This window comes from Pseudoalteromonas maricaloris (genome assembly GCF_024746855.1).
Lineage (GTDB): Bacteria > Pseudomonadota > Gammaproteobacteria > Enterobacterales > Alteromonadaceae > Pseudoalteromonas > Pseudoalteromonas maricaloris.
Genome location: NZ_CP024625.1, coordinates 1,232,929 through 1,258,973, shown reverse-complemented (window position 1 = coordinate 1,258,973; position 26,045 = coordinate 1,232,929). Strand labels below are relative to the sequence as shown.

Below are 26,045 nucleotides of genomic sequence, written 5' to 3'. Positions count from 1 at the left end.
CATCTTAGGTAATTTATTTGGACGCATCACAATGAGAACTCGCTCTGTTTTAAACACAAGACTCACTCCCTTAGCATTTGCACTCGGGCTTAGCCTGAGCCTGCCTGCAACCGCGCAGAGTCAAGTTGCTATATATCAATTTAATCTCGCGCAGCAACCTATTAGCCATACCTTAACGCAGGTAGCTGAGGCTGCGAGTATGAATCTAATTGCCGATGCGAAACTCTTAAATGGCCTGCAAGCCCCAGTACTTAAAGGAGAGGTAAGTTTAACCGAGGCGCTAGAGCGTACATTGAAAGACAGCCCGCTAACGGCGAGTATTATTGACAATAACATCGTTATTAAAGCGGCGATTAGCGAGTTAACGTCAGCAAAAGACCAATCCAACAACACTCAGGCTAAGCACAAGCAAACACCAAATCCGCAAGATAATATTGAAGTCATCACTGTCAAAGGCGATAAACTCAATCTTAATCGTGAACAGATTGCTCGAACCAAGGGTTTATCTAACTCGGATATTTTCTCGACATTTTCTGGTATAGAGGCAAACAATATTCGAAACGAAGCAGGCGCACTTGATATTGGTATTCGCGGCGTGCAAGGCGAAGGCCGAGTGCCGATTTTCATCGACGGTAGTTTGCAATCAACGCACACAAACCGAGGCTATATGGGTTCTTCTGACAGAACCTATATCGATTCAAACTTGATAAGCTCGGTAAATATCGAAAAAGGCGCATCGGCCAAAGCATCACCTTTTGGCTCAGGTGCAATCGGCGGAACAGTCAATATCCGTACCTTAGGCACACAAGATATTCTCCAAGACGGTCAGAATCTTGGCGCTTTAGTTAAGGTAAATACGCACAACAATAATAGAACACCTGAAGTACCTGAAAGCTTTGGCCTGCAAAGTTATTACGAAATCAGCAACCACAATGACACGCTCGACTTTGCAGGCGGTGGGTTTACGCTAGCAACCGCTTATCAACAGGATAACTTACAAGCGGTACTCGCTTACAGCAAGAAAAAGGTTGGTAACTACTTTGCTGGTAAAAATGGCTTTAACGACTTTGTTGAAACCAAGGAGTACGTACGTTGGGTGCCTTCAACTGAACACCAAGGGCAATATGATGAAGTCACAGTAGTCGACTTTATCCCACCTCCGGTTAACCAAAATGGCGAAGTCGTCAATACAAGCTTTGAAAGCGACTCATATCTTGCCAAACTAACTTATGCGTTTACGGACGAACAATCGTTAGAGGTGAATACACGCTACCATAAGCAAGAAGCGGGAGAAATGCTGGCCACCTACTGGTACAAACAAAGAGCCGGTGACACCAAGTTTTGGAAGGTGATAGATGAAAATGGCCAAGAACAATGGATGTCCGAAGAAATTCCAGAAGGTGTAGAAACCATGCCGCAGTGGGCTCCGGGCTCTGCTTTGGTAAACAGTGCCAGTGCGTTATACCGTTTTTTACCGAGTGATAACTCATTAGTCGATCTTAGTGTTAACGTTTGGCGTACCAGTGCGAGGTTACAGCAATATAATGCGCTTGGCAGTAACCTGGGACAAAATGCGGGGCAATATTTTCACCGTTATAACAATAAGCGTCATGGGATAAGTGCGTTCAATACCTCTGCATTATCGCTGGCCAGTACACCAATTACTTTGACGTATGGCCTATCTTGGCAGGTTGAAAAATTAAGCCCTCATAAAGACTGGAAAGACAATTTTAATCGAGACTGGTACCCTGCTGACTTCAATTTAAAAGCGACTTCGCGACACGGTAAGCAAACAAAGCGAGCATTATTTGCCAATGCCAATATCGATCTTGCACCGGTAGAGCTTGCGCTGAACGTAAACCTTCATGACTCGGTAAACGAGGACTATCAAACAGGCGAAAAGCTTACATTTGATGCCAAAGCGGATGTGACTGTACAAGCAAATTATCAACTGCTTGATAATACAGTAATTAAAGCCAAATATAGCAACGCATATCGAATGCCAAACCTGTACGAAACAACGGTTTCTAATGAGGTATTTTCTTACTCAAGTGACTACCCGATCACCCCTGAAAAAACGAAATCGTATGATATTGGCTTTGAGAGTGACTTTAGCAACTTACTCAGCCACGGGGATAAGCTAATTATCTCGGCGGAGTACTTCTACACCAATATTGAAAGTATGTTAGCAACAGGCTTCTTGCCTAAACCCGAAGCACCTTCATGGGATCAAAAGTTCACTTTTACCAACTATGATCAGTTTGAACTGCCTGGCACGGAGTTTGGCCTTCATTACCAAAGCGACTTATTTTACAGCAGGTTATCTTACACAAAATACACCGACGTCAAAATGTGCTCACGCTTAATGGCTGAGGCTGCAGGTGTTGATACTTGTAATACGACCGGCTTTGCGGGGAGTTTAACACCACTTCGTGTGCCTCCTGAAAAAAGCTATATCGCAACGCTTGGTATGACACTCTTTAACGACACAATTGATACGGGTTTTACCTACAAAAAACACTCTGAGAAACATCACCCAGGCGGCTTTTTGGCAGGGACTGGAGTAACTGCGCTTGAGTATATTCCAGCAGGCTATCAGCTCGACTTTTACCTTGATTATATCTTTAGCGATAGCATCAAAGGCAACCTAGCGATCACCAACTTGACCGATCAGTATAAAGTTTCAAGCGGCTCGATCGTTGCGATGCCTGAACCTGGCCAGACCATTTCAATTGGCTTAGAACTCAAACTTTAATCAACACTTAGGCGCTGTACTTTTGCTTAAAGACAGCGCTATATTTTTACATCACCTTGGAGCATCAATGACTACCGTTACCTCTGCACTTTCTCGAGCGCAAAACTTAAAACATGCAACTGCAGATACCCACGACAATGTAGACAAATCCATTATGGCGCAAGACCCATTCGCCAATACACAAAGCTATCTCGATTTCTTAAGACTACAGTTTTATTTTTTAAAAGATGTGAGCGCTCTTTATGAACACCCAGAGTTGTCGGCGCTTATTCCTGATTTGGCCGCGCGCCGCCGCTTAGGTTTGCTTGAACAAGACTTTATCGACCTTGGAACCACCATCCCTACTCCCTACTTAATGCCAGAAGTAACCAATCATACCGACGTCGCCAAAGCCCTCGGCTGGCTGTATGTGGTTGAGGGCTCAAAGGTAGGTGCTGCCATGTTGGGTAAACAAGTTGGGGCCAAGCTCAATTTTGATGCGCAGCATGGAGCTAGATATTTAGCAGGCCCAGGAGCTGGTCGCGGCAGCGCTTGGCGAGAGCTTGTGCAAATCATAGACGCAATTGAATTGAGCGAACAGCAAGAACAGGCGCTAATTGAAGGTGCTCGTCAGGCATTCACCCGTTTCCAAGCATTTCAGGCACACGTTTATTCATGATGTTTAAAGCCGCCTTAGCCAACTATAAAAAAATAGCCCTACTGCTATGCGGATACCTATTTGTAGCCCTCGGTGTTATTGGTATTGTTTTGCCCGTCATGCCAACCACTGTGTTTTTTATTCTGGCTTTGGCGTGCTTTTCAAAAGCTTCTCCTAAGCTTGCCTTGTGGCTGCTAAATCACCCAAGGTTTGGCGCTTCATTAACGCAATGGAAGCAATATAAGGTCATTCCGCTTAAGGCCAAAATCATGGCAACAGTGGGCATGGCTGCAAGTTATGCTTTACTTATTTTGCTCTCACCAGCGGCTTGGTTGGCCTGTGTAGTTGGCAGTATAAAAATCGCAGTGATGTCTTATATTTATTCCAGACCATCAAAGCGTGTGTAATACCAATTTACATTTTTACAATTTAAAACGCTCAACCAGTGTTGCTAGACGATGCGAGAAGCTACTGAGCGACTCGCTGCCTTTCGCCAAGCTTTGCATCGCCTGAGCGTTGTCGTTTGCGGTACTTTGTGCATCTAGCATCACCTGCTCAATTTGCTGACAATCCGTCGCTTGGTGATCAGCGGCTTGGCTGACTTCTTCACTCAACTGCGTAACCTGTAAAATAGCGTTGGCAATTTCATCCATAGCACTGGCAAGCGCCTCACTTTGTTTAACACATGAGGCAACATCACGTTGGCCGGAATTAATGGCCTCAGAGGCGGTATGTGTATCCTGTCTCAGTGCTGCGATCATTTGGTTAATTTCATTAGTCGACTCTTGCGTCCTTGACGCAAGCGTTCTAACCTCATCGGCGACCACAGCAAACCCTCTTCCCTGCTCACCAGCACGGGCTGCCTCAATTGCTGCGTTTAGCGCCAACAGATTGGTTTGCTCAGCGATAGAAACAATGGTATCCAAGATACTGCCGATATTCTCGCTATGTGTGGTCAACTTGGTCATGCTCTCTACCGCTTCACTCATGCGCGTGCTGAGCGATAGAATATGTTCTTTATTGTCTTGTGTGTATTTACTGACCTCGGTTTTATGCTGGTTAGCGGTATGGATGCTCGCGAGGCTATCTGACGAGCGTTCGGAAACCGCCAAAGCACTGGCTGAAATACTTTGTGCTAAGCGATTGGCATTATCCATGCGGCGCATTTGCTCAGTCGCATTATTGGCTATTTGTTTACTTTCGCTTAATGATGACTCCGATAGCCCTTCTAACTCATGAACCTGACTATTGATTGACTCTAGCAAAGCACGGAGATTGTCTTTAACCTGATTGATATTATCAATTAACTGACCAAATTCATCATCACTGCGCTTACTCATTTGCTTCGAAAAGTCTCCAGCAGCAAGATATTTAAGCATTTTATTCACCGCAGCCAACGGCCCAAGCATTGCCCGGCTGGTTGAAACCGAGATAAACGCACCTAAAGCAATAAAGACAATCACCAATAAGATGGCGGTATTTTGCGCCCGCTCGATAAGGGTTTCAGCATTATTTTGAGAACGATTAAACGCCGCATTGGCGCTTTGCTGCATTTTCTCAAGCTCGGTTAAAATGGCAAACGCATGTTGCTCTGACTGCTTATATAACATTGCAGCTTGCTGCTGCTGACGCAGTTTCTCTTGTACCGCAACATAAAGATGACCTGGCTCACCCAGCTTTTCTCTGAGCTTAGTCATACCCTCACTAAACTGATTTAACAAATCATCTGCATCCATACCATAGGCTTGGCGCTTCAAAAACGTTAAGTTGTTTTCAATATTATCTAACAAAAACAGCATGTCTTGCTGATGCTGATCAACTTGCTCTAGCGTTAACCCGCTGATCCGCTGACTGTTGTTTTCCAAGGTAAACAACATGTCGTCAATACGAACGCCGGTCCCAACCATTTCTTCCAACTGCCGTGTTTTGTCTGTCTCGATTAACTCAAGATCCAGCATGGCATTGCTGGCCTGTTCTTTATCCTGTTTAAGTGCTTGATATTGAGATTGGATCCGTTGCTGCGCCTGTACAACGTCTGCCTTAGCCTGCAACATTTGTTCTGCGGCACGACTGAGCTGCTCACCCAGCGCCAGAGTTTGCTTTAATGGTGTGACAAATTCAGGCATGGCTTGCGTCAATGACGTTAAGTGCTGCTGGCGCTCAACATACAGTTGCTGCTGTGAGGTAAATTGCTGTCGAGCCCGATTAATATCTTGCTCGCTTTCGAGGGTATAAGCTTGGGAAATCAATTTGCTGAGCTTAAGCTGCTCAAGTTGCAAGGCGTCAGCACTGCGCTGAATAGGTAAAGTGACTTGCCCCATATTTTGATTAGCTGACTTTATTTGCGCCAATGCTAGATAGGCAAGCACGCACGCAAGTAACAGCAGCACGCCTAATGCACTAAAGCCTAAAGTAATTTTTTGTTTTATTGTTAGTTTACTTAGCATAATGTCATTGCTCTATTTTGAGTAAACAAACTATGTTACAAACGAGATAAAAAACCAAGTAAATACTCTAAAAATTACCAACATACCTTTTAAAAAGGTAGCTTCAAATTTGCAGATTTGCTTACTTAGTTTTTGATTTTATTTTTAGTTTTAGCGATCATAGCAGTTAGGAGTTGTATTACTTAAGCGCATAACAAGATGAGAGAAACCGCAATCAACGAAGCAAAGGCCTTATGCCAAAGCCATAAGAGCGCATTTTTATCTACCTTCTCTAACAATCAAAAGGGTTTTCCGTTTTCTTCTATCGCTCAATATGTTTTTCTTGAAGATAATCACTTTTACTTCTTTATTAGTGATATCGCCCAGCACACCAAGAATTTAGCCAAGCACCCGGCACTTTCGTTTATGGTGCTTGGTGATGGCGCGGTTGAAGATGTTGAAAATGCGCGAGTTACTATTCTTGGGCATGCACACAAACTGCCAAGAGCGGATAGCGAAAGCCTGATTGCACAATTCGTAATAAAGCACGAAAAAGCTCAGCAATATGCCATGCTCGGTGATTTTCACCTGTGGCGAATTGAAGTGGCTAGGGTTCGATATGTAGGCGGTTTTGGCCGTGCATTTTGGCTAGAAAAACAGGAATGGTACTAAACAGCAAAAGCGTGTTCAAACTCGCTTTCTCGTCCAAGCGATTGATTGGTCATGTCAGCCAAGGTTTTGCGCCAGAACCCGCACGAACTTTCAATCTTATCTTGCATACGTACTTTCCAACGACCTTTGTATACCGACCAAATGTGTGCCATAAACTCAGTGGCATAACGCTTTCTGCGCTCGGTAGGGGTTATATAAAGCGCGCAGACTTCAAACTCTCGGCGGTTTGAAATACCAATTACGGTAAAGCCAACCAGCTTACCATCTGCATAAAAAAGATAAGCGATATTGGTTGCGCTACACAGTTCAAACGAGCCCACTTGCTTTTGATAATGGCTCGCTTTTAGCAAATGTGTAAAAGTCTGCTCGCTGTATTTATCAACTCGAATTAACTCTAGTTCAACCACTTTTCTAATCTCCCGCTTGGTGTACGGTTGATCATGCTTAAAGTTTGTGGGCGAATTGTGAAGTTTAAAAAAAACACCAATAAAGTATTTTAACAATTTAATTTTATTTGAATTTTAGCGGCTTGACCTTTAACCAAATTTCCAGCGCAATCACCTTTTCACTTGGCGAGCCTCCATTTTCTTGTGAAATTACTTCAGGATAATGTTCTATTAAGGGCGCATCTTCCGGCTCGTACCCGCTTTGTGGCAGCCACTTTGCAAAAATATCTAATTGGAAACTCAACAAGTCTTTAATTGCTCCACGGTAGTCAAAAATTGCGTATATTCCGGCACTGAGCACATTGAGTTGATATGGCCGAGTCACCGCAGATTTTAATTCATCGTTAATCACAATTGCGCCATCGTAACGCGCTTTATCTAGTGGCGTAAAAACGGGATTATCATGACCAAAACCAAACTTTTGTACTTGGCTATAATCCAGTCCATGTGCACTAGCCCACGCTGCAAGCTGCTGCCAACAGGCGCTAATTCCTTGCAATTGGTAGCCTTGTGACGCGCGTAATGTACATAAGGGTAGCTGTGAAATAGAGTGTAGTTTAACCGGCTGAATAACACTGTGTCGCTCAGCTCTTAATGCGTGTATCCGGGTAAGTTGTGTCGTGTTAAAGGCCGGCTCAATGTTATTTTTTGCCACCAGCTTCCTTAGTTGTTCTGTTTTTCGCACACTTGATGGAGTCACACCAAAGTGCTCTTTAAACGCTCGCGAAAAGTTTGCGCTACCAGAAAAACCAAACTGTAGCGCAATATCTGTCACACTGTACGCTTCGGCTAGCAACAGCATATTGGCCGCGCGTTCTAACCTCACGCGATTAGTGTAATGACTCAAAGACTCACCAATCACAGCTGCAAAAATGCGCTGGAAATGAAACTTAGAAAAATGGCTAAGTTTCGCCGCTTGCTGTAACGAAAGCGGCGAACTTGGATTGCTATGCACCCATTCAATGACAGGTTGTAACCGCCCTAAATATATCTCTTCAGCGCTTAACTTTTGCTCAGTTGATTGATGCAAGCTGTATCTCTCCCGATTGGCTCTTAGCTTGTTGATAGTGTCGCCAGCACAGTATCAGTGTTAACCCTGCCGCTATAAAGTCAGCCCCCACAAGCGCCATAAATACACCATTTAAGCCAAAATAGTGTGGCGCAATAACAATTAATGGAACTAGAATAAACATCACCTTCAAGGCACTGTAAAAACAAGCGCGTTTGGCATCACCTTTCGCTTGATAAAATCCAGACGCTAAAATTACCACACCAAACAGCGGCATCCCCCAAAGTGCTGAGCGAAAAACGCGCTCTCCTATTTCGAGAAATTCACTCGCTTCGGTAAACAGGCTCAGCCATAGCCTCGGCAATCCCATCAACCCTAGCGTCAATAACAGCGCAAATCCTGTCATACCTAAAAAAGCAACACGCGTACACGCTTTTACTCGCCCACTATGTCCTGCCGCTAAGTTATAGCCGACGATAGTTTGAAATGCGATCAACATTGCAATCGCAGGTAGAATTGCGAAATTAATAATACGTCCCAGCATGCCGTGGGCGACTACCCAATTTTCGTTTGCAAAAGTCAACAGCTGCCAGTTAACCACCGCAGTTTGCACGCCAAGGCAAAATTGCGTGATCAAGATAGGCATACCGATTGCGAGGATCGGTAGCCAAGCACGAGGTTTCCAACACACCTTAACCGCAAGCAAGTCACTACGCTTTCTTTTGAGCTGAAGCGCAATAATCAATGCCCCCAATTGCGCTGCGATTGTCGCATATGCCGCACCTGCAACCCCCAAACCAAATTGCGCGATAAATAGATAATCAAGTAGTATATTGAGCACAGCTGAGACTAATAACAACAGCATCATCAACTGCGGTTTACCCTGACCACGGAACATATCAGCCACAATAGGTAATAAAACTCCAGTAATGGCACAAAGATATAACGGCTGTATGTAGCTAAGCGCATCCTTTACAAAAACCGCTTCCACTTGCAAAAGTGATAAGAGCTCAAGTGGATAAAGCCAACCAAGTACCAAGAATACCACGCTAACTATACCGCCAATTATCAGTCCATGGCCGATAACCTCCGCGGCTTTATCTACTTGCTTTGCTCCGATTAACCTTGTCATAGTGGCCGCCATGCCTGCAGATATCATAGCGGTTAGCGCTATCATTAACACCTGCAGCGGGTAAATCATAGCCACCGCGCCAAATGCCATCTCTGACACATAGCGACTAATAAACCAGCCGTCGACCAAGGCATATAAACCCACAACGAGTAAACCGATACAAATGGGAATACAGGTTCGAATAAACAGCGCTAATATGGGCATCTCAGCGAGCTGCACGAGTCCTAATTGATTTTTATCTTTCATGTAAACTAATCCTCAGTTGCCATAACATGGCAAGGTAAAACTACTTATCTGGAGAGGTTACAAATTCCAAACAAAGATAAATATTCAAATATTGCGAAGTTGATGAAATTGACGCACAAAAACTGGCATAACAAAAAATCCCGCTAAGATAACATTCTTTTACAACTCTATTTTGTTCCTAAGTTAGTATATTTTGTAACCTCTACTTCTTTGATTCACTTTTGAAAGGATTTTACTATGCGTTTAGGATTAACTATTGCAGTTGCAACTATTACCCTACTAACTGGTTGCGGTGGCTCTTCAACTGACTCACAAGACCAAGCACCACCACCCAAAACGGTCACGCCACCACCCACTCCCACAGAAAACAAACTCAATATCACGGCACTGGACCAAAACAATCATGTTTACTCGAGCGACTTGGGTTACACCACAACTTTGGAACGCGTCTTCAACTTAAAAGACAACAAACTATTAGTGCTCGGAGAAACATCAAGTGTTGAAGAGCTAGGTAATAAAGAAGGTTTTTATGCGATCACGAACCTAGATGGTCAAACTTATCAATATGAACAAACGCAAGAAGGATTTGTTGATGCCTGTGTTTTTGACTCAGGAGAATACGTCATAGGCCGATTTAAACGTGAAGATACTGATCAGTTCAGTGTACAACTTGAACGCTACGATGGCTCTGGTACTTTGCTACAAAGTGCTGAAATGAAGGCGTTATCAATGGACGTTAAATATGATATCCCAGCTGATAAGAGTGCTTGGCTTAAAAAGCCATTCACTATCATTCCGACAGACAATCCATTGAGTGAAATTCCATACACGCAAACTAGCATTACATGGTGGCGCTTTAACAATGTAAAATTCTCCTGCCATGACAACAACTTGTACGTCAGTTATAACAACGGAGGTCAAAAGATTGCGAAATACGACGTAAACCTCCAACTTAAGTGGCAAAAGCTGATCGATATTCGTTACTGGGCTAACAGTTCGCGCGCTTCTGAAGCAATTGAAATGGCGCTCTCTGAGAATGGATTTTTATACACAGTGCAAAATATTAGTACTGATGCAATTCCTGCCTACAATCATAAATTTTCGACCAACCATGCGATACCCGATAACACAGAGCAAAGTGCGATGCACATGATTGTAAAAACCTTTAATGTAGACGGCGAACAACTCAATGAACAATTTATCAGTGATACTGACTCATCGTTAGTTGAGGATGTTCAAGTACATCAAGACAGTGTATTTGTTGGTGTATCGGCACGCCGCAGCAAAACGGGTAAAACAAGATATTCAAGCGAATGGGATATTGGCTTAGTAAAAATTTCCCATGGTGAAAGGGCTGCTGAGCGTTATTGGTATGACTTAGATAAAGAAGATGTGCTACGTGGAGTAAAGATCAGCAACGGTACATTATTTGTGTACGGCCACACTGGTGGTGTACAAGTGGACACAAATAGCTGGGTTGAACATAGCAAGGCGTTTATTGGGAAAATCAACCTTGAAAACCTAGCCGATATTGCTGTTGAAACCACTAGCACAGCACGTTCCGCCAGTTTCCAAGATTTAACCATTCAAAATGGCGTGTTAAGCGCTGTGGGACTTGAGAATGCGCCCATGACACATTCTACTGATATCTCTATGGCGGGTTTGTTCATTAAAAAAACACTCGACGATTAGACCTGCCAAGTGGTGATAACGACCAAGTTATCACCACTTATTATTAACGCGAAAGCAAAGTAACCACAGCTTGAGCCCCTTTATTGTCCGGTAAATTCGCTAAATGCAACTCCCCTTGCTGATTACGAATAAGCTCTCTGCTCAACACCAAGCCGATACCCGAGCCATTTGGTTTAGTGGAATAAAATGGTACAAAAAGGTTATCTGGATTGGCGATACCAGCGCCGTTATCTTCTAGGGTAAAGCGCCAATTTTTTGGTTTATCTAGGGTTAGCGTAATACCATCATTCCCCGCAGATTGATTTGCTTGCTCAGCATTATTGACAAGGTTGATCATAGCCTGCGTTAGCTGAGCTTCATCACAATAAACCAAGCCTTTATTAAGCGCCTTTATCTCAACACCAGGAAATAAAGCTTGCCAGCGCGATACCAGCAACTCTACCTCAATGCTTTGCATATCAACGGGTGGAAGCTGCGCTACTTGTGCGTAGTTTGCAACAAATTGCTGTAAATGTGCGGCACGGTTTTCTATTACCCCGAGCATAGTTTGCTGCATCTCAGGTGAAATGATATTGCCATCTTGTTGTAGAGATTGCGCCATTGAGTAGACCGGAGTTAAGGTGTTTCGCACCTCATGATTGAGTACCGATAGTAGCTTTTGCCATACCTGCTTTTCATTATCTCGCAGCGCTTGCTCCACCGAGAAAAACACCAATAATTGATAGGCTCGCTGCCCCCGATATAGTTTATGAGCCGCAATGCTAAATCGAGAGATGTGCTGCGTATGCTGCCATTGTTCATCCACATACTGAAGCCCCAGTGCTTTCACATGTGCACCGTGTACCACCTGCTCTGGATACACGGTATTCATGGCATGATTGGCAAAATACACATGATGATGCGCATCAATTACCACTATTGGCAGGGTGAGTTCGCTAATAAAATTAAATACAAAAGCTTCATTCTGACCATATTCTTGACGCTTTTGCTGTAATCGCTTGGCAGCTTCTTTGAGCTCGGCCTTGAGCAATTCAACCCGACCCTCGCGGTATTGCGCTAACTGCCATACACCAAACTCTTCATTGGTCACACCGTCCAATTGGACAGCCAAATTTTCAAGCACCTGCATTACTGCCCGATAGCCGTAACTCAGTGCGAATACAGAGGGGAGCATCACACCGAGCAACAAAGTGATTGCACTTAACAGCGTAAGCTTAAAATAGTAGATCATCCCAAGCGCGAGCATAGCAAGTGTAATTATAGGTATCGCAAAGCCCACCAGTAACTTGTGCTCAAGTGATGTCAGCTTAGCCATCAAGCTCTGCCTTTGGGCTAATATCATGCTTTTCTAGGCGTCGATAAATTGCAGATTTACTCAAGCCCAAAAACTCTCCAGCGGCCACTACATTGCCATCAAAATGGCGGATCGCTCTTGCAATCATGCGTTTTTCGGCTTCTTCAAGGCTCAAAAGTGGGATCTCTTGCTCTGGTACACCTTCCTCAAGCTCAATATCATCCGCAGTTATCTCAGGCTGAAGTCCTAAGATCACTGCTCGTTCAATGACATGAGATAGCTCACGAATATTACCAGGCCAGCTGTAACTCAATAGTTTGTCCAGCGCCTCTGCAGTTAGCGTGCGCTCCCGCCCGGTATCATTACCATGGCGCCTAGTGTGCTTTGCTAAAAAATGGGCTGCTAAGCTTGGGAGCTCTGCTAATCTCGCTCTGAGTGGTGGCACCTTTAGCACCACCGTATTTAAGCGATAAAGTAAGTCCTGACGAAACTGCCCAGCGTTAATCGCTTCTGACAAATCCGTATTAGTGGCAGACACGATCCGCGCATTACTGCGGCGCGTTTCAGAATCTCCCACAACTTCATATTCACCCGTTTCGAGCACGCGTAATAGCTTGCCCTGAAGTGGCAGTGGCAAGCTGCCGATTTCATCTAAAAACAAAGTGCCATTTTCAGCCATTTCAAACCGTCCAGTACGGCTTGCTTTTGCATCGGTGAATGCGCCTTTGCAATGGCCAAATAACTCACTTTCAAATAATTCCGTTGGAATAGCGGCCATATTCACGCTCACAAAAGCGTGCTCAGAGCGACCGCTCTTCTCATGAATATATTTAGCCAACTGACTTTTTCCGCAGCCATTTTCTCCCAGAATAAGCACGTTGGCATTGGTTTTTGCAACGCGCTGAGCTTGTTGAAATAACTGAGTGGTTGCGTTATTGTCTGCGTGTGGTTCATGTGATGACGATAGTGCTTCAGCACTTTTGGTGTAGCGTCTAACGGTGTTCAGCAGTCGCTGGTTTTGCCAAGGTTTTTCAATGAGGTCACATGCGCCCAACTGCATTGCTTGGACCGCAAGTTCAACCTTGGCCCACGCGGTAATAACAACCACAGGCACACTTATTTGCGCTTGTCTCAACCAACTAAGAAATTGCAGCCCTTCTTTTCCTGAGGTTGTATCTCTATTGAAGTTCATATCAAGCAAAATAAGCGCAACGGGCTGCTCCGATAAAATAGCTTTAGCTTCATCAGGGTGTGCGGCTTCAAGACTCATAAAACCATGACTTTGTAGCACTATGGTGGCTGACATTCGCACGTCAGGGTTGTCGTCGATGATTAAAACTGGCGTCATCACTTCCTACTTATATTCTGTTTGGGCTTACGCCCAAACTTTAATGTTTTAATGCTCGCATTGGTGTCGAATTTATTAACTGTCTCATTGGGTAAATCGCCGTGGCTAACGCAAAAGCCAACATGGTAACAATCACTACAAACAACCAGCTGGATTTTGCCAACAGCCAATCTGACGAAACACTTATATAAAATCCCGCAACAACCATAATGGCAGCCAACATCGCCACTAGCATAGGTGCGATGGTATCTGACAATAACAACCGATATAAGCGGTGTCGTTTGGCACCAAGTGCCATTCGCATCCCAAACTCGTAGCGTCTTTGTTGAAAGCTATAGTTAAGCACACCGTAAATGCCCACCCCAGATAACAACAAACAAAAACCACAAAGCGCAAAGCTTAGCAGTAAAGTCAGGCGCTCCAAATAGGTAATGCTCTGATATGTCTTTGTTAAGTTTGAAAAACGCCATATTCCCGCCTGACCATTCACGGTGCTGATGGCATTTTGGATCTGAGCGCGAGTAAGTGATGCTCCCGGTTCCATTTCTATCATAAATGGATATCCCAAAGGCAGCGCGGGTAGCCAAACGGTTTTACCTTGAAGTTTATGATGACGTTTAGGGTGATTGAAGTTTTTTGAAATACCTACGATTTCAGCAGGTACATCTGGGTTAAAAATAAAATACGTTTCACCAATCACATCACCGCCAGGCTTTAACGCCTGTGCCGCAGCCCAAGAAACAATAGCCTCTTCCTTTTCGCCTCGAATTGCAGCTTCGCTAAAAGTGCGTCCGGCAACGAGCTCAAGCCCAGTTAATGCAAAATAATCCGACCCAACGTTACCTCTAACCATGCTCGGTGTCCATTCACCCGCCATATCTTGCATAGCAACCACAGGGACATCGCTTTGTAATGGACTTTCTCCATGGGCGACGCCTAACACGCCTGGAATGTTAGCCAACGCGAGTTTGAATCCTTCAATATTGGCGTAACGCGCGGGAAATGGAGTGGGATCTGCAGGAATATGTAGCATCACGCTATACATATTGTCCAACTTTGTTCCGAGCGGTCTAAGCAAGGTATCGGCGCTTTTACATAGCACTAAGGTCGCCCCAAGTACCAGCACTGTGGTAAAAAACAGCTGTACCGCAACCAGTGTTTTTGTCGTCGCTATGCGTACCGCTTTTACGCTGCCCTTACCTGACGACTGCATGCTTTGTTTTAGTTGGCTAAAATCAATCATGCGTGAGGTGACAAACGCAAACAATAAAGCCAATAACAGTGCGGTTAGGATAGCACTGAGCAGCACTGTGGTATCTAAGGTTAAAGTGTCAATCAGCGGCAAATAGCCACTGGTGAGCAATTTAACTAACCTCAGCTCCCACGCGGCGATAAATAACCCCACCAGCACAGCGCCTGACACCAATAACAGCGCTTCTAGCAAAATGCCACGAAACAACAACTTACGCTTCGCACCGAGCATAGCTTGTAAGGCCAGTTGCTGTTGGATGGTGTGAGCTCGAGAGATAAACAAATTACTCACATTAAAAATTGCGATGAGCACCAAGCATGACACACTCAACAACACGATAATGGCAAGCTTGTCATGTCCCGCCAGTTCTACGTCACGGTACGAACGTACTATAGGTTCAATATCAAGTAACGCTTCGTCAGCCGATTTCCATTCGCTTTGGTGCAGTTGAGCATTTTGATATAGCTGCTCTGCGAGGATATCCTGACCACTATTGACTGGTAATATCGCCAGTAACTTCAAGTTGTTTAGTCTGCTACTCCACGGATGATACTCGCCGCGCTGATCACCAAAAAATCGCTCATCTTCAGAGAAACTAAGCCACAGCGCCCCATTTCCTTCACTTAAAAAGTAAGGATCACCATGCGTACGTGCAGCAACACCGACGATGGTGTACAGTCTGCCAACAATCCGCAGACTCTCCCCAAGCACATTGTCATCACCATTGAAGTATTGTTGCCAAAGTTGATAGGAAATAATGACCTCTGGATTTTTCTGGCTAATGCTTTTCGTCGGCGTTAGGTATCGCCCCAGTGCTAGCGGCATTTTCACCATACTAAAATAATCCGAACTTGCAAAAGTCAGCGTAAGCTTTGGCTTGCCAGCTAGATTTTCAACCACATCAGAAAAGCTACTGATCAGAGCTCGTTTTTCATACATGGAGGGGGTCTGATACCAGTTCAGCATATTTTGAAAGCTTTGCAGCCCTTCAGACACCCTATCTTGATATACGTTTTTTTGTTCTACCACCACAAATCGTGATTCATTTTCAATCTCAAGCGGCTTAATAAAAAAGCCACTAAACAGACTCAATGCGACAAAAAAGCAGCTTAACGCGAGTGCCAACGTCAGTACTAACGTGATACAAAAATTCGGTACTTGAAGCAAACTTTTGATTGCCAGCCCTAGTTGACGCCGAAGTTGCAAAAACCCCATTACACCACCTCCGCAGTACAAATATCGCGTTTTGCAACGCTTGATGAAACCTGTACACCATCTAAAAGCTGAATTTGCCGCTTGGCATAACCTGCATAGCGAATATCGTGCGTCACCATGCAAATGGTTGTGCCTTGCCTATTCAACTCCCCCAGCAAGGCCATTACCGCATCACCATTTTTAGAATCGAGGTTTCCAGTTGGTTCATCAACTAATAAGATACTTGGCTCGCCTGCAAGCGCACGCGCAATAGCCACTCGCTGTTGTTGCCCACCAGATAGTTGGTTTGGTTTATGTTTTGCTCGGTGAGACATTTCAACTTGCTTAAGTGCGCCCATCACACGGCGCTCAATTTCGTCAGTCGCAAGCGCAGGCTCACGATATTGAAGCGGTAAAGCCACATTATCAAATACTGTTAACCCATCGAGTAGATTAAATGACTGAAAGACAAAACCGATATGCAAATTACGCAGCTCTGCTTGCGTGTCTGCATCTAGCGTACTGGTTTCTATATCTTGGATGCGATAGCTGCCTGAAGTGATGTCATCTAATAGTCCAAGAATGCTCAATAGAGTGGATTTTCCCGATCCTGAAGGACCAGTTATCGCAACGTAATCGCCCCTTTCAATTTCAAGGTTAATGTTGCTAATGGCGTGAGTTTCAACATCCTCGCCAAAGAACACTTTGCTCACTTGATGTAATGCCAAAATTGTCTTGTCCATTTGTTCTTCCTTTACCGATTGAGTGATTTAATTGTTATTTTTTCTAGGTGCTGGTAGTCAGACATTTCTGACACCACCACTTGCTCACCGGATAAACCGCCTTCAAGTACTTCTATGGCATTGCCGGCTAGTTTACCAAACTTAAAACTTTTTTTGATAAGCATGTTGTTTTGTTTATCTAAAACGAATAATTGACTATGAGATTGTGGAGTTACACGCGGTGGCTTGATCAGTGAAAGTGCGGCTGTCTTTTTTGCTGTAAAAATTTGCCCTTCAACAGTCAAAAGTGGGCGAGCATTGCTTGGCAGCTCTCCAAGTAATGTCAGTTCTATCGCAATACGCCCGTCTTGTACGATGGGCACAATGCGGCTGACCTTAGCCTCAACCTGACCAACAAAGGTGTCTACTACTGCTCGTTGACCTAAGATAATCTCGCTTGCTTCTCGCTCTGGCACCAGTAAGTCGGCTACCAAAGTTCGCTCACTACCCACCACGGCTAGCGCCTGCCCGCGTGTAATTGCTTGACCTTGACTGACATGTACTTGCTGCAACATGCCGCTGATCCCCGCAGTGACTTGTAATTGCTCCACCGCCTGAAGCGCGACCTGATAGCTCAGCTCATATTCTTTTAATAGCTCTAGCTCAATCTCAATTCTTTGCTTATGTAATGCACTGGTTTGGCTAAGCTGCTGCTGAGCGAGCTTTACTCGCTCACTTAACTGAGCGACAGTTAAGATTGAACGCTGATGATCTAAGCTTGAAACTATGCCTTGGGTGACTAGTTGGCGCTCAGCCTGCTCTCGCAATTTGGCATTTTCAAGCTCACTGCTGAGTAGAGTATTTTGCCCTTTCAATACAAGTCGCTCACTTTCTTGGCTTAGCCTTAACGCTTCAACATTGGCTTTTTGCCTAGCGAGTACTAGTCTTTCTCGGTGGAGTTGCTGAGTTAACTCAGGATTGGTTAACTGTAAAATAACGGTGTCTGGCTCTACCCTGCTGCCAGGAAGATGCAGTACGGTTTCAACTTGCGCTGCAAATGAGGTCGTGATCTCTCTACTGATCTTTGAGCGTAATCGGCCATAACCTTTAACACTAAACTGTATCGGTCCGGATTGAACGGTGGCAAATTTAAGCTTTTTTGCATCTATTTGCTGGTCGTGAGGCACAATCCATACGCCCATTGCAGCAAGCAAAATAAGGGTCGTTAACAGCCACCACCGACGAAATGGCTTTTTAGCCGTTTTGGCAAGGCTAGTGTGAATATCCATCGAATTACCATGTTATTATTTTTATACGGTAATACGATATTTAGGCCAAATTTAACCTATTGATTTTTATAAAGTTAAAATAATTCGCCTGTATGAACTTTCCCTAACTTGGGACTGTGTAATATCAGTTGTGGGAAACCTGCCGCTCAGCAAAGAACAACAGGTTCAGATAGCCTATTTAATTCGCCAAATTGCTTTAAAGGTTTTACTCGCCAAATAGAAAAATAACAGCGGCATCAATACTAACTTCAGTACCAAAAGCGATACCACGTTTAAGAAGTCGATAAAGAGTGACTCAGCAGCGTCGAGCATATCGCTAATACCACTAGAAACCGCTTTAATTGCTCGGCTTAGCGTTCCCTCATTGCTACCGTGAAGCTGCTCATTGAGCTTTTCGATTGCGTGTTGATGTTGATCTTTTTCTCTATTGATAAGCGCTATTTGAGTGTCGAGTTTTGTTTTATCGCTGGCCAATCGCTGTTGCTTTTCAATCAGTGGCTTAGCCTCTTCACTTTTGGTGAATGTTAGCCACTCGGATAAACTTCGGTTCGCTTGAGCCGCTTCAATATCACCTTCCAAAGCGGTAATTTCAGCATTAATCTCGGTCGCTTCACCATGAAGACGGATCTGTTGTTTCGTCAATAGCGCTATTTGCTCACTATGGCTTTGCTTTTGACTGGCGATTTGAGCCTTTATTTTTGCACTTTGCGTGCTGGTCTTTGTTGCTTGAGATTGAAAGAAGTCAACACTGCTCGACACCACTTCACTTTGTTTATTTATTTCTTGGTCCAGTAACAGTTGGCTAGTGAGACCCGTCGATAGAATTACAAACGGAACCACAAAACGGATCAGTAGCATCGTGGCTAATATTTTAGTCCTTACCGTTTGCCAAAGTCCTAGATAGCAGCACACGAAATATCCAATTACGGTGACGGTAAAAGCAACACTGAATAACATATGGGTGGAAATAGTGTAGAGAATACGTTGGATAAACAAAGAGCCAATGGCTAGTTGCATCACATCAGAAATGTATTCAGCTAAATCATTGATAGGGTCGAGTAGCTGTGCAGGCTGAATGCTTGCAACACCAATCCCAACCTCGGCAGATTGCAGCAAAGAAATAGCGCCATTGACCGTACGTGCTGAAGCATAGACAAGCGAAGACTGCAGTAGCGCATCATCAATAAAGGTCATCATGGCGGTATTAAACTCTGGCAGCCAACTTATCACCACAAGGATGGCCAACAGAAAATATAATGCTATTTTTCCACTTTTTGCTTGCATATCAGCCTCAGCCTTTTAGCAGTTTTATTAAGCTTTGTTTGCTTGCTCTAGCACGGTAATAGTGCGCTCAATGAAGCGGGTAAGCGCCCGCTCTGGAAGAAAAGGTTGTCGCCCTTCAAGATTAAACTGTGATAATAAGCGCTTAATCTTTTCATCGTTCTTTATTTGCTCAACCGACTTACCCGCCTGATTCAAAATCTTCACTCGCTCAACCAAAGCGAAAGTTTGAATTCTATGTTGTTCGAGTTCACGTTTCGATGTGGGTTTGCCATGACCTGGCACAATCAGCGTATTTTGATCGCCAATCGACAAAATCAAATAGACTGCTTTATTAAAACCCGTTAAGCCCCCAGCATAAAATGTTGGATGCCAGTTTGTGGTGTAAATGTCCCCGGTGAACAAAATATTGCTCGTGGGGTGATAGAGGATGTTGTCATTGGCGGTATGTGAGACTGCTTGAGTATGCTTTATCACCCCAAGCTCCTTTAACCCTTGTGGGCTCTCAACAAGTGTAAAACCTTGTTGTTGGAAAAAAGCATTACCACCGGTGTGATCTGAATGACTATGCGTATTTAGCAGGTATTTTTTCTCGGTCTGAAAGCTATTCTTTATCAAATCATTGAGCTTTGGCAAATCCGCATCTTCAGCTGTGGGGTCAATGATCACCACTCCCCTGTTCGTTGCAAAGATCCCAATGTTTGTGCCATAACTTTTATCTCTAACGACTTTTGCTGTGTCAGATTGATAAAGCACTTCAAACTCACCGCTATAAGTTGGCTGAGCAACAATTAAGCCCAATAAGATGAACCCCGTAATAGACCGCATTTCACACTCCTTTCTACATTAGACTGTTCACGTTATAGCCATTATGACTTCTTTACAAGCCTATTGCTCCACCAGCCTACTTTCCTCTCGGTTTTATGGAGCGGCCAGGCTTTTCCTCGAGCGGTTTATCTGGCCATCTGTGTTTTGGATATCGACCACGCATTTCTTTGGCCACCTCAAAATAAGAAGTTTGCCAAAAGTTGCTTAAATCGCTGGTGGTTTGGATTGGCCTTTTCGCTGGAGATAACAGCTCAAATCGCACTGCGACTTGACCGTTGGCGAGCGTTGGCGACGTCAATTGACCAAACATTTCTTGTAACACCACAGAAACGGTTGGCCCTTGGTGCTCATCGTAGCGGATCGCGACTCGCTTATCGCTTGGCGTAACATAAAACTCAGGTGCTTGCGCTTCGAGTTGCTGTTGCTGCTCCCAAGTGAGTGTCGCTTGAAGCAGGTTAAAAATATCCAGTTGCTTCAGTTGTTTGATAGTATTTACGCCCGTCAAATAGGGCAATAACCAAGTATCAAGCTGCGCTATCAAACTTGCCTCAGAGATCTGTGGGAAGGTATTCAAGTGCTCACTTAACCATTTAGCTCGAGCGAGCCAAGCGTGACTTTTTACCGACCAATTGAGCAAACCAAGCCCTTCCGATGTGAGAATATCCTTCACACATTGGGCAAACGCTTCTTTGGGGATCTGACTCAGGTTTTGCTCTTTTAATACCAGAGCATGATATTTAACTTGTTGCCGGCCCTGAATCGCCTCTTTTTTACTATCCAGTTGATACTGCACCACCTCACTCAAATATGGCGCCAGTTGCTCAAGTAATGTGCCCTTTTCGATTGCGCAGCTCAGAAATACCAAGCCATCCTTATTTTTGCCATCCACATCACAAACAATCAAATAGGCCTGACCTTGCAGCGGATCGCCGTCACGTAATGTTACTCCCCGGCCATTCGCAAGCAAGTAGCGGTTATCCCCTTGAGGACGTTTTTGCGCAGCTCTGTCGGGAAAGGCATGGAGCAATAAAGTAGGCACTAAGGTTTGAATATCTACAAGGGTGAATGCTTCACTCTTGAGACTAATTCCCAGTTTGTGTGCAAATGATTTGGCCAATTTTACGGCCTGCTCTGCGGCAGCTCTGTGCAAGCGATATGCTTTGGCGGCACGGGTACGGTCTTGCACAAACTCAATCAACGCCAATACTCGCTCACATATATCGCTTGTGTTGGCTTGTACTACAATATCGCGCTCGCTCAATATTGCCGCCAAAAAACAAGCAAGTTGTTGCGAAATTAGCGTCTCACATCGTAGCAACATGCTGGCAAGACGAGGCGAAACGCCTAGTTGTAGTGCACGTTGCCCAGCAGTTAACACTTTATTATGCGCATCGACCAAGCCAAGCGACTGATTCAATTGACAGGCCACCAAAAAATGTTGCATCGGTGGCGGTGTTAGCCAATTCGCGTCCTTGTATTGTGTCACTCCCCACGCGCTTAGCTCTAACGCTAAGTCAGAAAGGTCAGTGGTGGTTATTTCTTCTGGCTGAAAGTCACTTAAATTATTATGCTCACTTTCGCGCCAAAGACGTAAACAATGGCCCGCTTGTAAACGACCCGCACGCCCTGCACGTTGTGTTGCTGATGCCTTTGAGATCATCACCGTATCGAGCCGCGAGAGACAGCTTTTAACGTCATAGGTTAAGCGTTTTTCAAGGCCAGAATCTATAACCATAGTGATCCCGGCTATAGTCAAACTGGTTTCAGCAATATTGGTCGCAAAAATAACACGTCTTGATGCGCTGGCGCTTTTACTGAGCACCTTTTCTTGTTCAGATAAGGGTAATCCGCCGTACAAAGGCAGAAGCTCAACATTACTTTGGTCAAGCACTTGGCACGCTTCAATACAGCGCTGAATATCAGCCTGCCCGGGGAGAAATACCAATACATCGCCATCGCTTTGTAGAGTGAAAGCATGGCGCAGCGCACTTAACACCTGATCTGCCAAGTAACGACTCGCTTTACCGACGTACTCAATTTCGACAGGATAGGTTTTACCAGGGCAAGATAACCTTGGTGCGCCATCCAGATAATTCGATAATAGCTCAGTGTCTATCGTTGCAGACATCACTAGTAATTTGAGGTCGTCACGATATGCTTGTTGCACTTCAAACGCGAGCATTAAAGCTAAATCCGCATGAATCGAACGCTCATGAAATTCATCGAAGATAATAAGCGCAACATCACTGAGTTCAGGATCCGCTTGAAGACGGCGAGTCAATACGCCTTCGGTGACGATTTCCAAGCGGGTGTTGGATGAAACACGTTGCTCGTTTCGAATTTGATAGCCGACTCGCTCGCCGACCGATTCTCCCAGTTGTTTGGCTAAATAGGTCGCAATAGATTTTGCTGCCACACGACGTGGCTCAAGCATAATTATTTTTTTACCCGAAAAAATATCAGCTTGCAGTAAACGCAGCGGCACTAAGGTCGATTTACCTGCGCCGGGTTCGGCCTGTAATACCAAACGGTTATCATTGGTTAAGGTGGAAATGATCTCGGGGATGAAGGCTTCAATCGGCAGCAAAACTATAACGCTTTATTATTCTATCTTGCTCAATATGATACACCTAAACTGGATGTCTCCAAACAGCCGAATTCGCTTATCGGGTATTACAAGCATAAATAAGATCGGATAGATTTGACCACGTTTTTAATTTGCCCGCTTGTAAATATGAGCGTAGGTTTTGCACCACGTGCTCTGCCGGACTTTGCACTTCCTCGTCTCCAGTGTGGACACCAACCCAAGCATTACGATGAGATTCCTTCGCTAGATATAAACCACCGTCGGCTAACTCCAACACGTGCTCCCAGCTAAGCTTATCTGGTTGCGTTGGATCAAACGGGAATGGAGCAAAACCAATTGAGCAAGTACAGTTGATAGATTGATCGTTCACCACAAATGGATAGCTCTCCACTTGGCGACGGATCCGCTCTGTCACTTCGTGCGCAGCCGCTCTGTCCATATCCGGCATCACCAGCAGAAACTCTTCTCCACCCCAGCGCACTATAATATCTGACTCACGTGTGCATTGCTTAAGGATTTCAGCAAAATCTTGCAGCACGATATCTCCTGCTGCATGACCAAAACTATCATTGATATTTTTAAAGTGATCGATATCAATAATCACAAAAATCAGATCGGTATTTTGTTGCAATTCAGGTGCTTTCCATCTTTGTTTGTATACTTCAATGGTGCCATCAATGACGCTAAAAAAGTGATGCCGATTGCTCAGCCCAGTTAAGCTATCGGTGAAACTGAGAGTTTGCAAACGTTTGTTTCGCTCAGCCAGTTCCTCGGTCCGCTGCGCAACCTGACTCTCTAACAGCTTAGTGTATCGACGATTCTGCCAGCGCCAATAAAAAACCAGCAACAAAGTAAATGCAAGCAAGGCTATCAACAACCAACGCTGCTGACTTAATCTTGCGTTTTCTATCTGTTGCTGATGCGCCATAATCTGCTTTGCCTGCTGGGCATTGTCTCGCTCAAGCTCATTAAGCGCCTGCTTTTGTTGCGCAAGAGAATATTGCGCTTCTAGCTTAAGAAGTTTGTTATTACGCTTTTGCAAATTCAGTGACTGCTCAGTAACGGCATAGCGTTTTAAATAACGATGCGCTTGCTGATAGTCTCCAAGCTGGGCATAGGCTGAAGCCAGTATCCATTGCAACTGAGATTGAAAAAGTAAAAAACGTGTGCCGAGTGTATCTCTCAGCCCTGCCTGAGCTAAATCAATTGAAACTGCAAAATCACCACTTTGTAAAGCGACTCTGGCACGCTGCACCGCTGCCATAATCCGCATTCTTTGGTTTTGAACCAAATAACCTGCATTGTCTAACTCATCTAGAATTTGTTTAGCTGGTAAATATTCACCGAGCTGTAAATGAGCCCACGAACGCGTCAGCTTTAACTGCGCTAGTGTCTCCTGTCGAATACCTGAAATCTCTGGTACGAAAGAAGACTTGAGCGCTAAACGATAAGCGCCCTTATCCATATTCAAGCGCGACTGCCATAAACTAATATCGGCTTTTATCTGGGCATTATCATCAATTTGCTCAGCCAGCAATGAGGCTTTATCTAAATAACGCTGTGCTAACTCATAGCTCTCTAAGTCAATATCAAGGTGAGCGATGGCGAGATAGGTGTTTGCCTTTAAAAATGTATTGTTATCGGCTTCAGCCAACTGCAATGCTTGTTGGTGCAAGTCCAAACCATCCTCAAACTCACCAAAGTGTTGAACTATACTACCTTCTAACAGTAATGCTTTGATTTGCAGCGGCTTATTACCTTGTGCACGCGCTTGTTCTCGCAGCGCTCTGATGTCCGGTAATAAAGACAAGTCATAATCTTGTTCAGCCGACATTTGTAGCGCATTTAAATTGCGCTGTATTTGTTCCGATGATTCGTAAGCAAAACCACAAAATGTAATTAGCGCACTTACCAATATGCAAAGCGATACCACAGCTGGCTGCATTAGTCTCCTCCCACCAGCATTTCAGCGTTAGCCACCTGCCAATTCGCCACTTTTTTGTTGATAAAGCCAGATTCTGTCAACGCCCGTTTTAGCACGCCTCGTCGTTTAAGTATTTTTAACCCACGATTGAGTGCCGCAAATATTTGCACGCCTTCAGGATGGTTTTTACTGACGACAAAATGCCGAGAGTCTGGCAAGACAACCTTAATATTTTCGATTGGGACATATTCTTTACCTTCAAAATTTAGAGTTAAAGAATCACTCACGCTAAAATTAATCAACATAGTGTCAACGACATCGCTTTCTACCATTGCCAACATGGTTTCCCACGGGCCAATAAAACTCACCATGTGTAAGTCTGTATTCATCAAGGCACGCCAATCCACTTCCCATTGCGGGTTAGAAACAACATTCAGCTGCCGAAGCTGTGAAAGCGGCGTTTGCTGCAGTGCGACGTTACGCTTGGTGACGTAAAGCCCTGCTTCGTAATCTCCTACTTCAACAAGCGGATCTGAGATAAATAATGAGCCGCGATAGTCCACGATATTTTCATGCCAAACACTGCGAGCAAGGATTAAGCTTTCCCCAGCGATCAGATCAGAAAACTCTAGAATATTAACCGATGGTTTTGGATTAAATACGACTTTACGTGTTTCACCACCAAGAAATAGAGCCTGCTGTAATAGTACCATTTCGATGATTTCAATATGAGAACCTTTGGTGGTAGGAAAGAAAGACTCAACGTCTAAGACGTCACGACCAGCAAGAAAGTGCTCATAACGCTGACTGAAATTTTCGCTACTGATAATATCAACAACCAGCTGATTGCTCCCCCAACAGAGATTGGAAATAAAAAGGAGTGAAAACAGCCACTTCATCTTCATTGTTGAGTAAAGCCTTATTATTAACAGTTATTCAATTCAGTATACTTGAATTTAGCTCGCTCTGTTAACCACTAAACAACATATTCTAATGAATTTGGATTTGAAATTTATCAACCCGCAAATAAGCGTTAAAACTCAAAAAGTGAAGGCAACAAAAAACCTAGGTTACCTTAGGGCCTGTTTATCTTTCAAGTTTGTTTTTGCAGCAGTTTGATTGGTATTTATACAAGGCAGAGCCTGCGTAGCATAGTTGCTCTATGTGAGTCAGGCGATAACAAAGTAGAAATGCCAATCAAGCGCTGCCCTTTGGGTTCACCTGAGTGCGCTTTGTTCATTGTTGCTCAACCTTTGCCTAGATTACTAGGCGGCAAGTCGAGCGTCGCGACCAAAACATACTCAGAAGAAC

The 26,045-nt window shown here is 44.4% G+C and carries 19 protein-coding genes; 5 read left to right on the top strand and 14 right to left on the bottom strand.

The window, feature by feature from the left end:
* Positions 1–31 precede the first annotated feature (31 nt).
* From CTT31_RS05405 to CTT31_RS05395, 3 genes are all read left to right on the top strand, one after another.
* Positions 32–2,755: a TonB-dependent receptor gene (locus CTT31_RS05405; RefSeq protein WP_260492155.1), complete on the top strand. Its 2,724-nt coding sequence runs from the start codon at positions 32–34 to the stop codon at positions 2,753–2,755.
* A gap of 67 nt (positions 2,756–2,822) precedes the next feature.
* Positions 2,823–3,413 (top strand): biliverdin-producing heme oxygenase, encoded by a 591-nt coding sequence (locus CTT31_RS05400; protein ID WP_039491166.1) that lies wholly within the window; start codon positions 2,823–2,825, stop codon positions 3,411–3,413.
* Complete coding sequence (locus tag CTT31_RS05395; RefSeq protein WP_260492154.1) at positions 3,410–3,799, top strand: YbaN family protein; 390 nt, start codon at positions 3,410–3,412, stop codon at positions 3,797–3,799. Before CTT31_RS05400 ends, CTT31_RS05395 begins: the two co-directional genes overlap by 4 nt.
* A gap of 15 nt (positions 3,800–3,814) precedes the next feature.
* Here the strand turns inward: CTT31_RS05395 and CTT31_RS05390 are convergent, their stop codons facing one another.
* The gene (locus CTT31_RS05390; RefSeq protein WP_211859499.1) at positions 3,815–5,839 is read right to left on the bottom strand and encodes a methyl-accepting chemotaxis protein; all 2,025 of its coding nucleotides are present in this window, start codon (positions 5,837–5,839) and stop codon (positions 3,815–3,817) included.
* Positions 5,840–6,037: 198 nt separating this feature from the next.
* Between CTT31_RS05390 and CTT31_RS05385 the strand changes: the two genes are divergently transcribed.
* Positions 6,038–6,490: a HugZ family pyridoxamine 5'-phosphate oxidase gene (locus CTT31_RS05385; RefSeq protein ID WP_039491160.1), complete on the top strand. Its 453-nt coding sequence runs from the start codon at positions 6,038–6,040 to the stop codon at positions 6,488–6,490.
* On the opposite strand, the gene CTT31_RS05380 is transcribed toward CTT31_RS05385, so the two are convergent.
* The 3 genes from CTT31_RS05380 to CTT31_RS05370 form a co-directional block, all read right to left on the bottom strand.
* Complete coding sequence (locus tag CTT31_RS05380; RefSeq protein WP_249122471.1) at positions 6,487–6,897, bottom strand: GNAT family N-acetyltransferase; 411 nt, start codon at positions 6,895–6,897, stop codon at positions 6,487–6,489. The two genes, CTT31_RS05385 and CTT31_RS05380, sit on opposite strands and share 4 nt — an antisense overlap.
* A 103-nt stretch (positions 6,898–7,000) precedes the next feature.
* Positions 7,001–7,966, bottom strand: coding sequence for an AraC family transcriptional regulator (locus CTT31_RS05375; RefSeq protein ID WP_211859497.1), 966 nt, complete (start codon positions 7,964–7,966; stop codon positions 7,001–7,003).
* Positions 7,950–9,323, bottom strand: coding sequence for an MATE family efflux transporter (locus CTT31_RS05370; protein WP_260492153.1), 1,374 nt, complete (start codon positions 9,321–9,323; stop codon positions 7,950–7,952). Before CTT31_RS05370 ends, CTT31_RS05375 begins: the two co-directional genes overlap by 17 nt.
* A 237-nt stretch (positions 9,324–9,560) precedes the next feature.
* Between CTT31_RS05370 and CTT31_RS05365 the strand changes: the two genes are divergently transcribed.
* Positions 9,561–11,015 carry a hypothetical protein gene (locus CTT31_RS05365; RefSeq protein ID WP_260492152.1) on the top strand — a complete coding sequence of 485 codons (1,455 nt, stop codon included), beginning with the start codon at positions 9,561–9,563 and terminating at the stop codon, positions 11,013–11,015.
* Between the two features lie 43 nt (positions 11,016–11,058).
* Here CTT31_RS05365 and CTT31_RS05360 read toward each other — a convergent pair whose 3' ends face one another.
* The 10 genes from CTT31_RS05360 to CTT31_RS05315 form a co-directional block, all read right to left on the bottom strand.
* Complete coding sequence (locus CTT31_RS05360; RefSeq protein ID WP_260492151.1) at positions 11,059–12,330, bottom strand: sensor histidine kinase; 1,272 nt, start codon at positions 12,328–12,330, stop codon at positions 11,059–11,061.
* On the bottom strand, positions 12,323–13,657 hold the full coding sequence (locus tag CTT31_RS05355) for a sigma-54-dependent transcriptional regulator (RefSeq protein WP_211859493.1): 1,335 nt from the start codon (positions 13,655–13,657) through the stop codon (positions 12,323–12,325). The genes CTT31_RS05360 and CTT31_RS05355 overlap by 8 nt, the downstream gene beginning before the upstream one ends.
* Before the next feature lie 40 nt (positions 13,658–13,697).
* The gene (locus CTT31_RS05350) at positions 13,698–16,124 is read right to left on the bottom strand and encodes an ABC transporter permease (protein ID WP_260492150.1); all 2,427 of its coding nucleotides are present in this window, start codon (positions 16,122–16,124) and stop codon (positions 13,698–13,700) included.
* The gene (locus CTT31_RS05345; protein ID WP_045988311.1) at positions 16,124–16,846 is read right to left on the bottom strand and encodes an ABC transporter ATP-binding protein; all 723 of its coding nucleotides are present in this window, start codon (positions 16,844–16,846) and stop codon (positions 16,124–16,126) included. Before CTT31_RS05345 ends, CTT31_RS05350 begins: the two co-directional genes overlap by 1 nt.
* Positions 16,847–16,857: 11 nt before the next feature.
* A complete protein-coding gene (locus tag CTT31_RS05340) occupies positions 16,858–18,114 on the bottom strand; it encodes an efflux RND transporter periplasmic adaptor subunit (protein WP_260492149.1) in 1,257 nt (418 codons plus the stop codon).
* 174 nt (positions 18,115–18,288) lie between these two features.
* Entirely contained in the window at positions 18,289–19,398 is a 1,110-nt protein-coding gene (locus tag CTT31_RS05335) for a hypothetical protein (RefSeq protein ID WP_260492148.1), read from the bottom strand.
* A gap of 27 nt (positions 19,399–19,425) precedes the next feature.
* Entirely contained in the window at positions 19,426–20,223 is a 798-nt protein-coding gene (locus CTT31_RS05330) for an MBL fold metallo-hydrolase (protein WP_260492147.1), read from the bottom strand.
* 76 nt (positions 20,224–20,299) lie between these two features.
* Positions 20,300–22,810, bottom strand: a complete 2,511-nt coding sequence (hrpB, locus tag CTT31_RS05325; RefSeq protein WP_260492146.1) for an ATP-dependent helicase HrpB — start codon at positions 22,808–22,810, stop codon at positions 20,300–20,302.
* A 76-nt stretch (positions 22,811–22,886) separates the two neighbouring features.
* Positions 22,887–24,755 carry a GGDEF domain-containing protein gene (locus tag CTT31_RS05320; protein ID WP_211859487.1) on the bottom strand — a complete coding sequence of 623 codons (1,869 nt, stop codon included), beginning with the start codon at positions 24,753–24,755 and terminating at the stop codon, positions 22,887–22,889.
* Positions 24,755–25,639: a type 2 periplasmic-binding domain-containing protein gene (locus tag CTT31_RS05315; RefSeq protein WP_130164554.1), complete on the bottom strand. Its 885-nt coding sequence runs from the start codon at positions 25,637–25,639 to the stop codon at positions 24,755–24,757. Before CTT31_RS05315 ends, CTT31_RS05320 begins: the two co-directional genes overlap by 1 nt.
* Between the last annotated feature and the right edge of the window lie 406 nt (positions 25,640–26,045).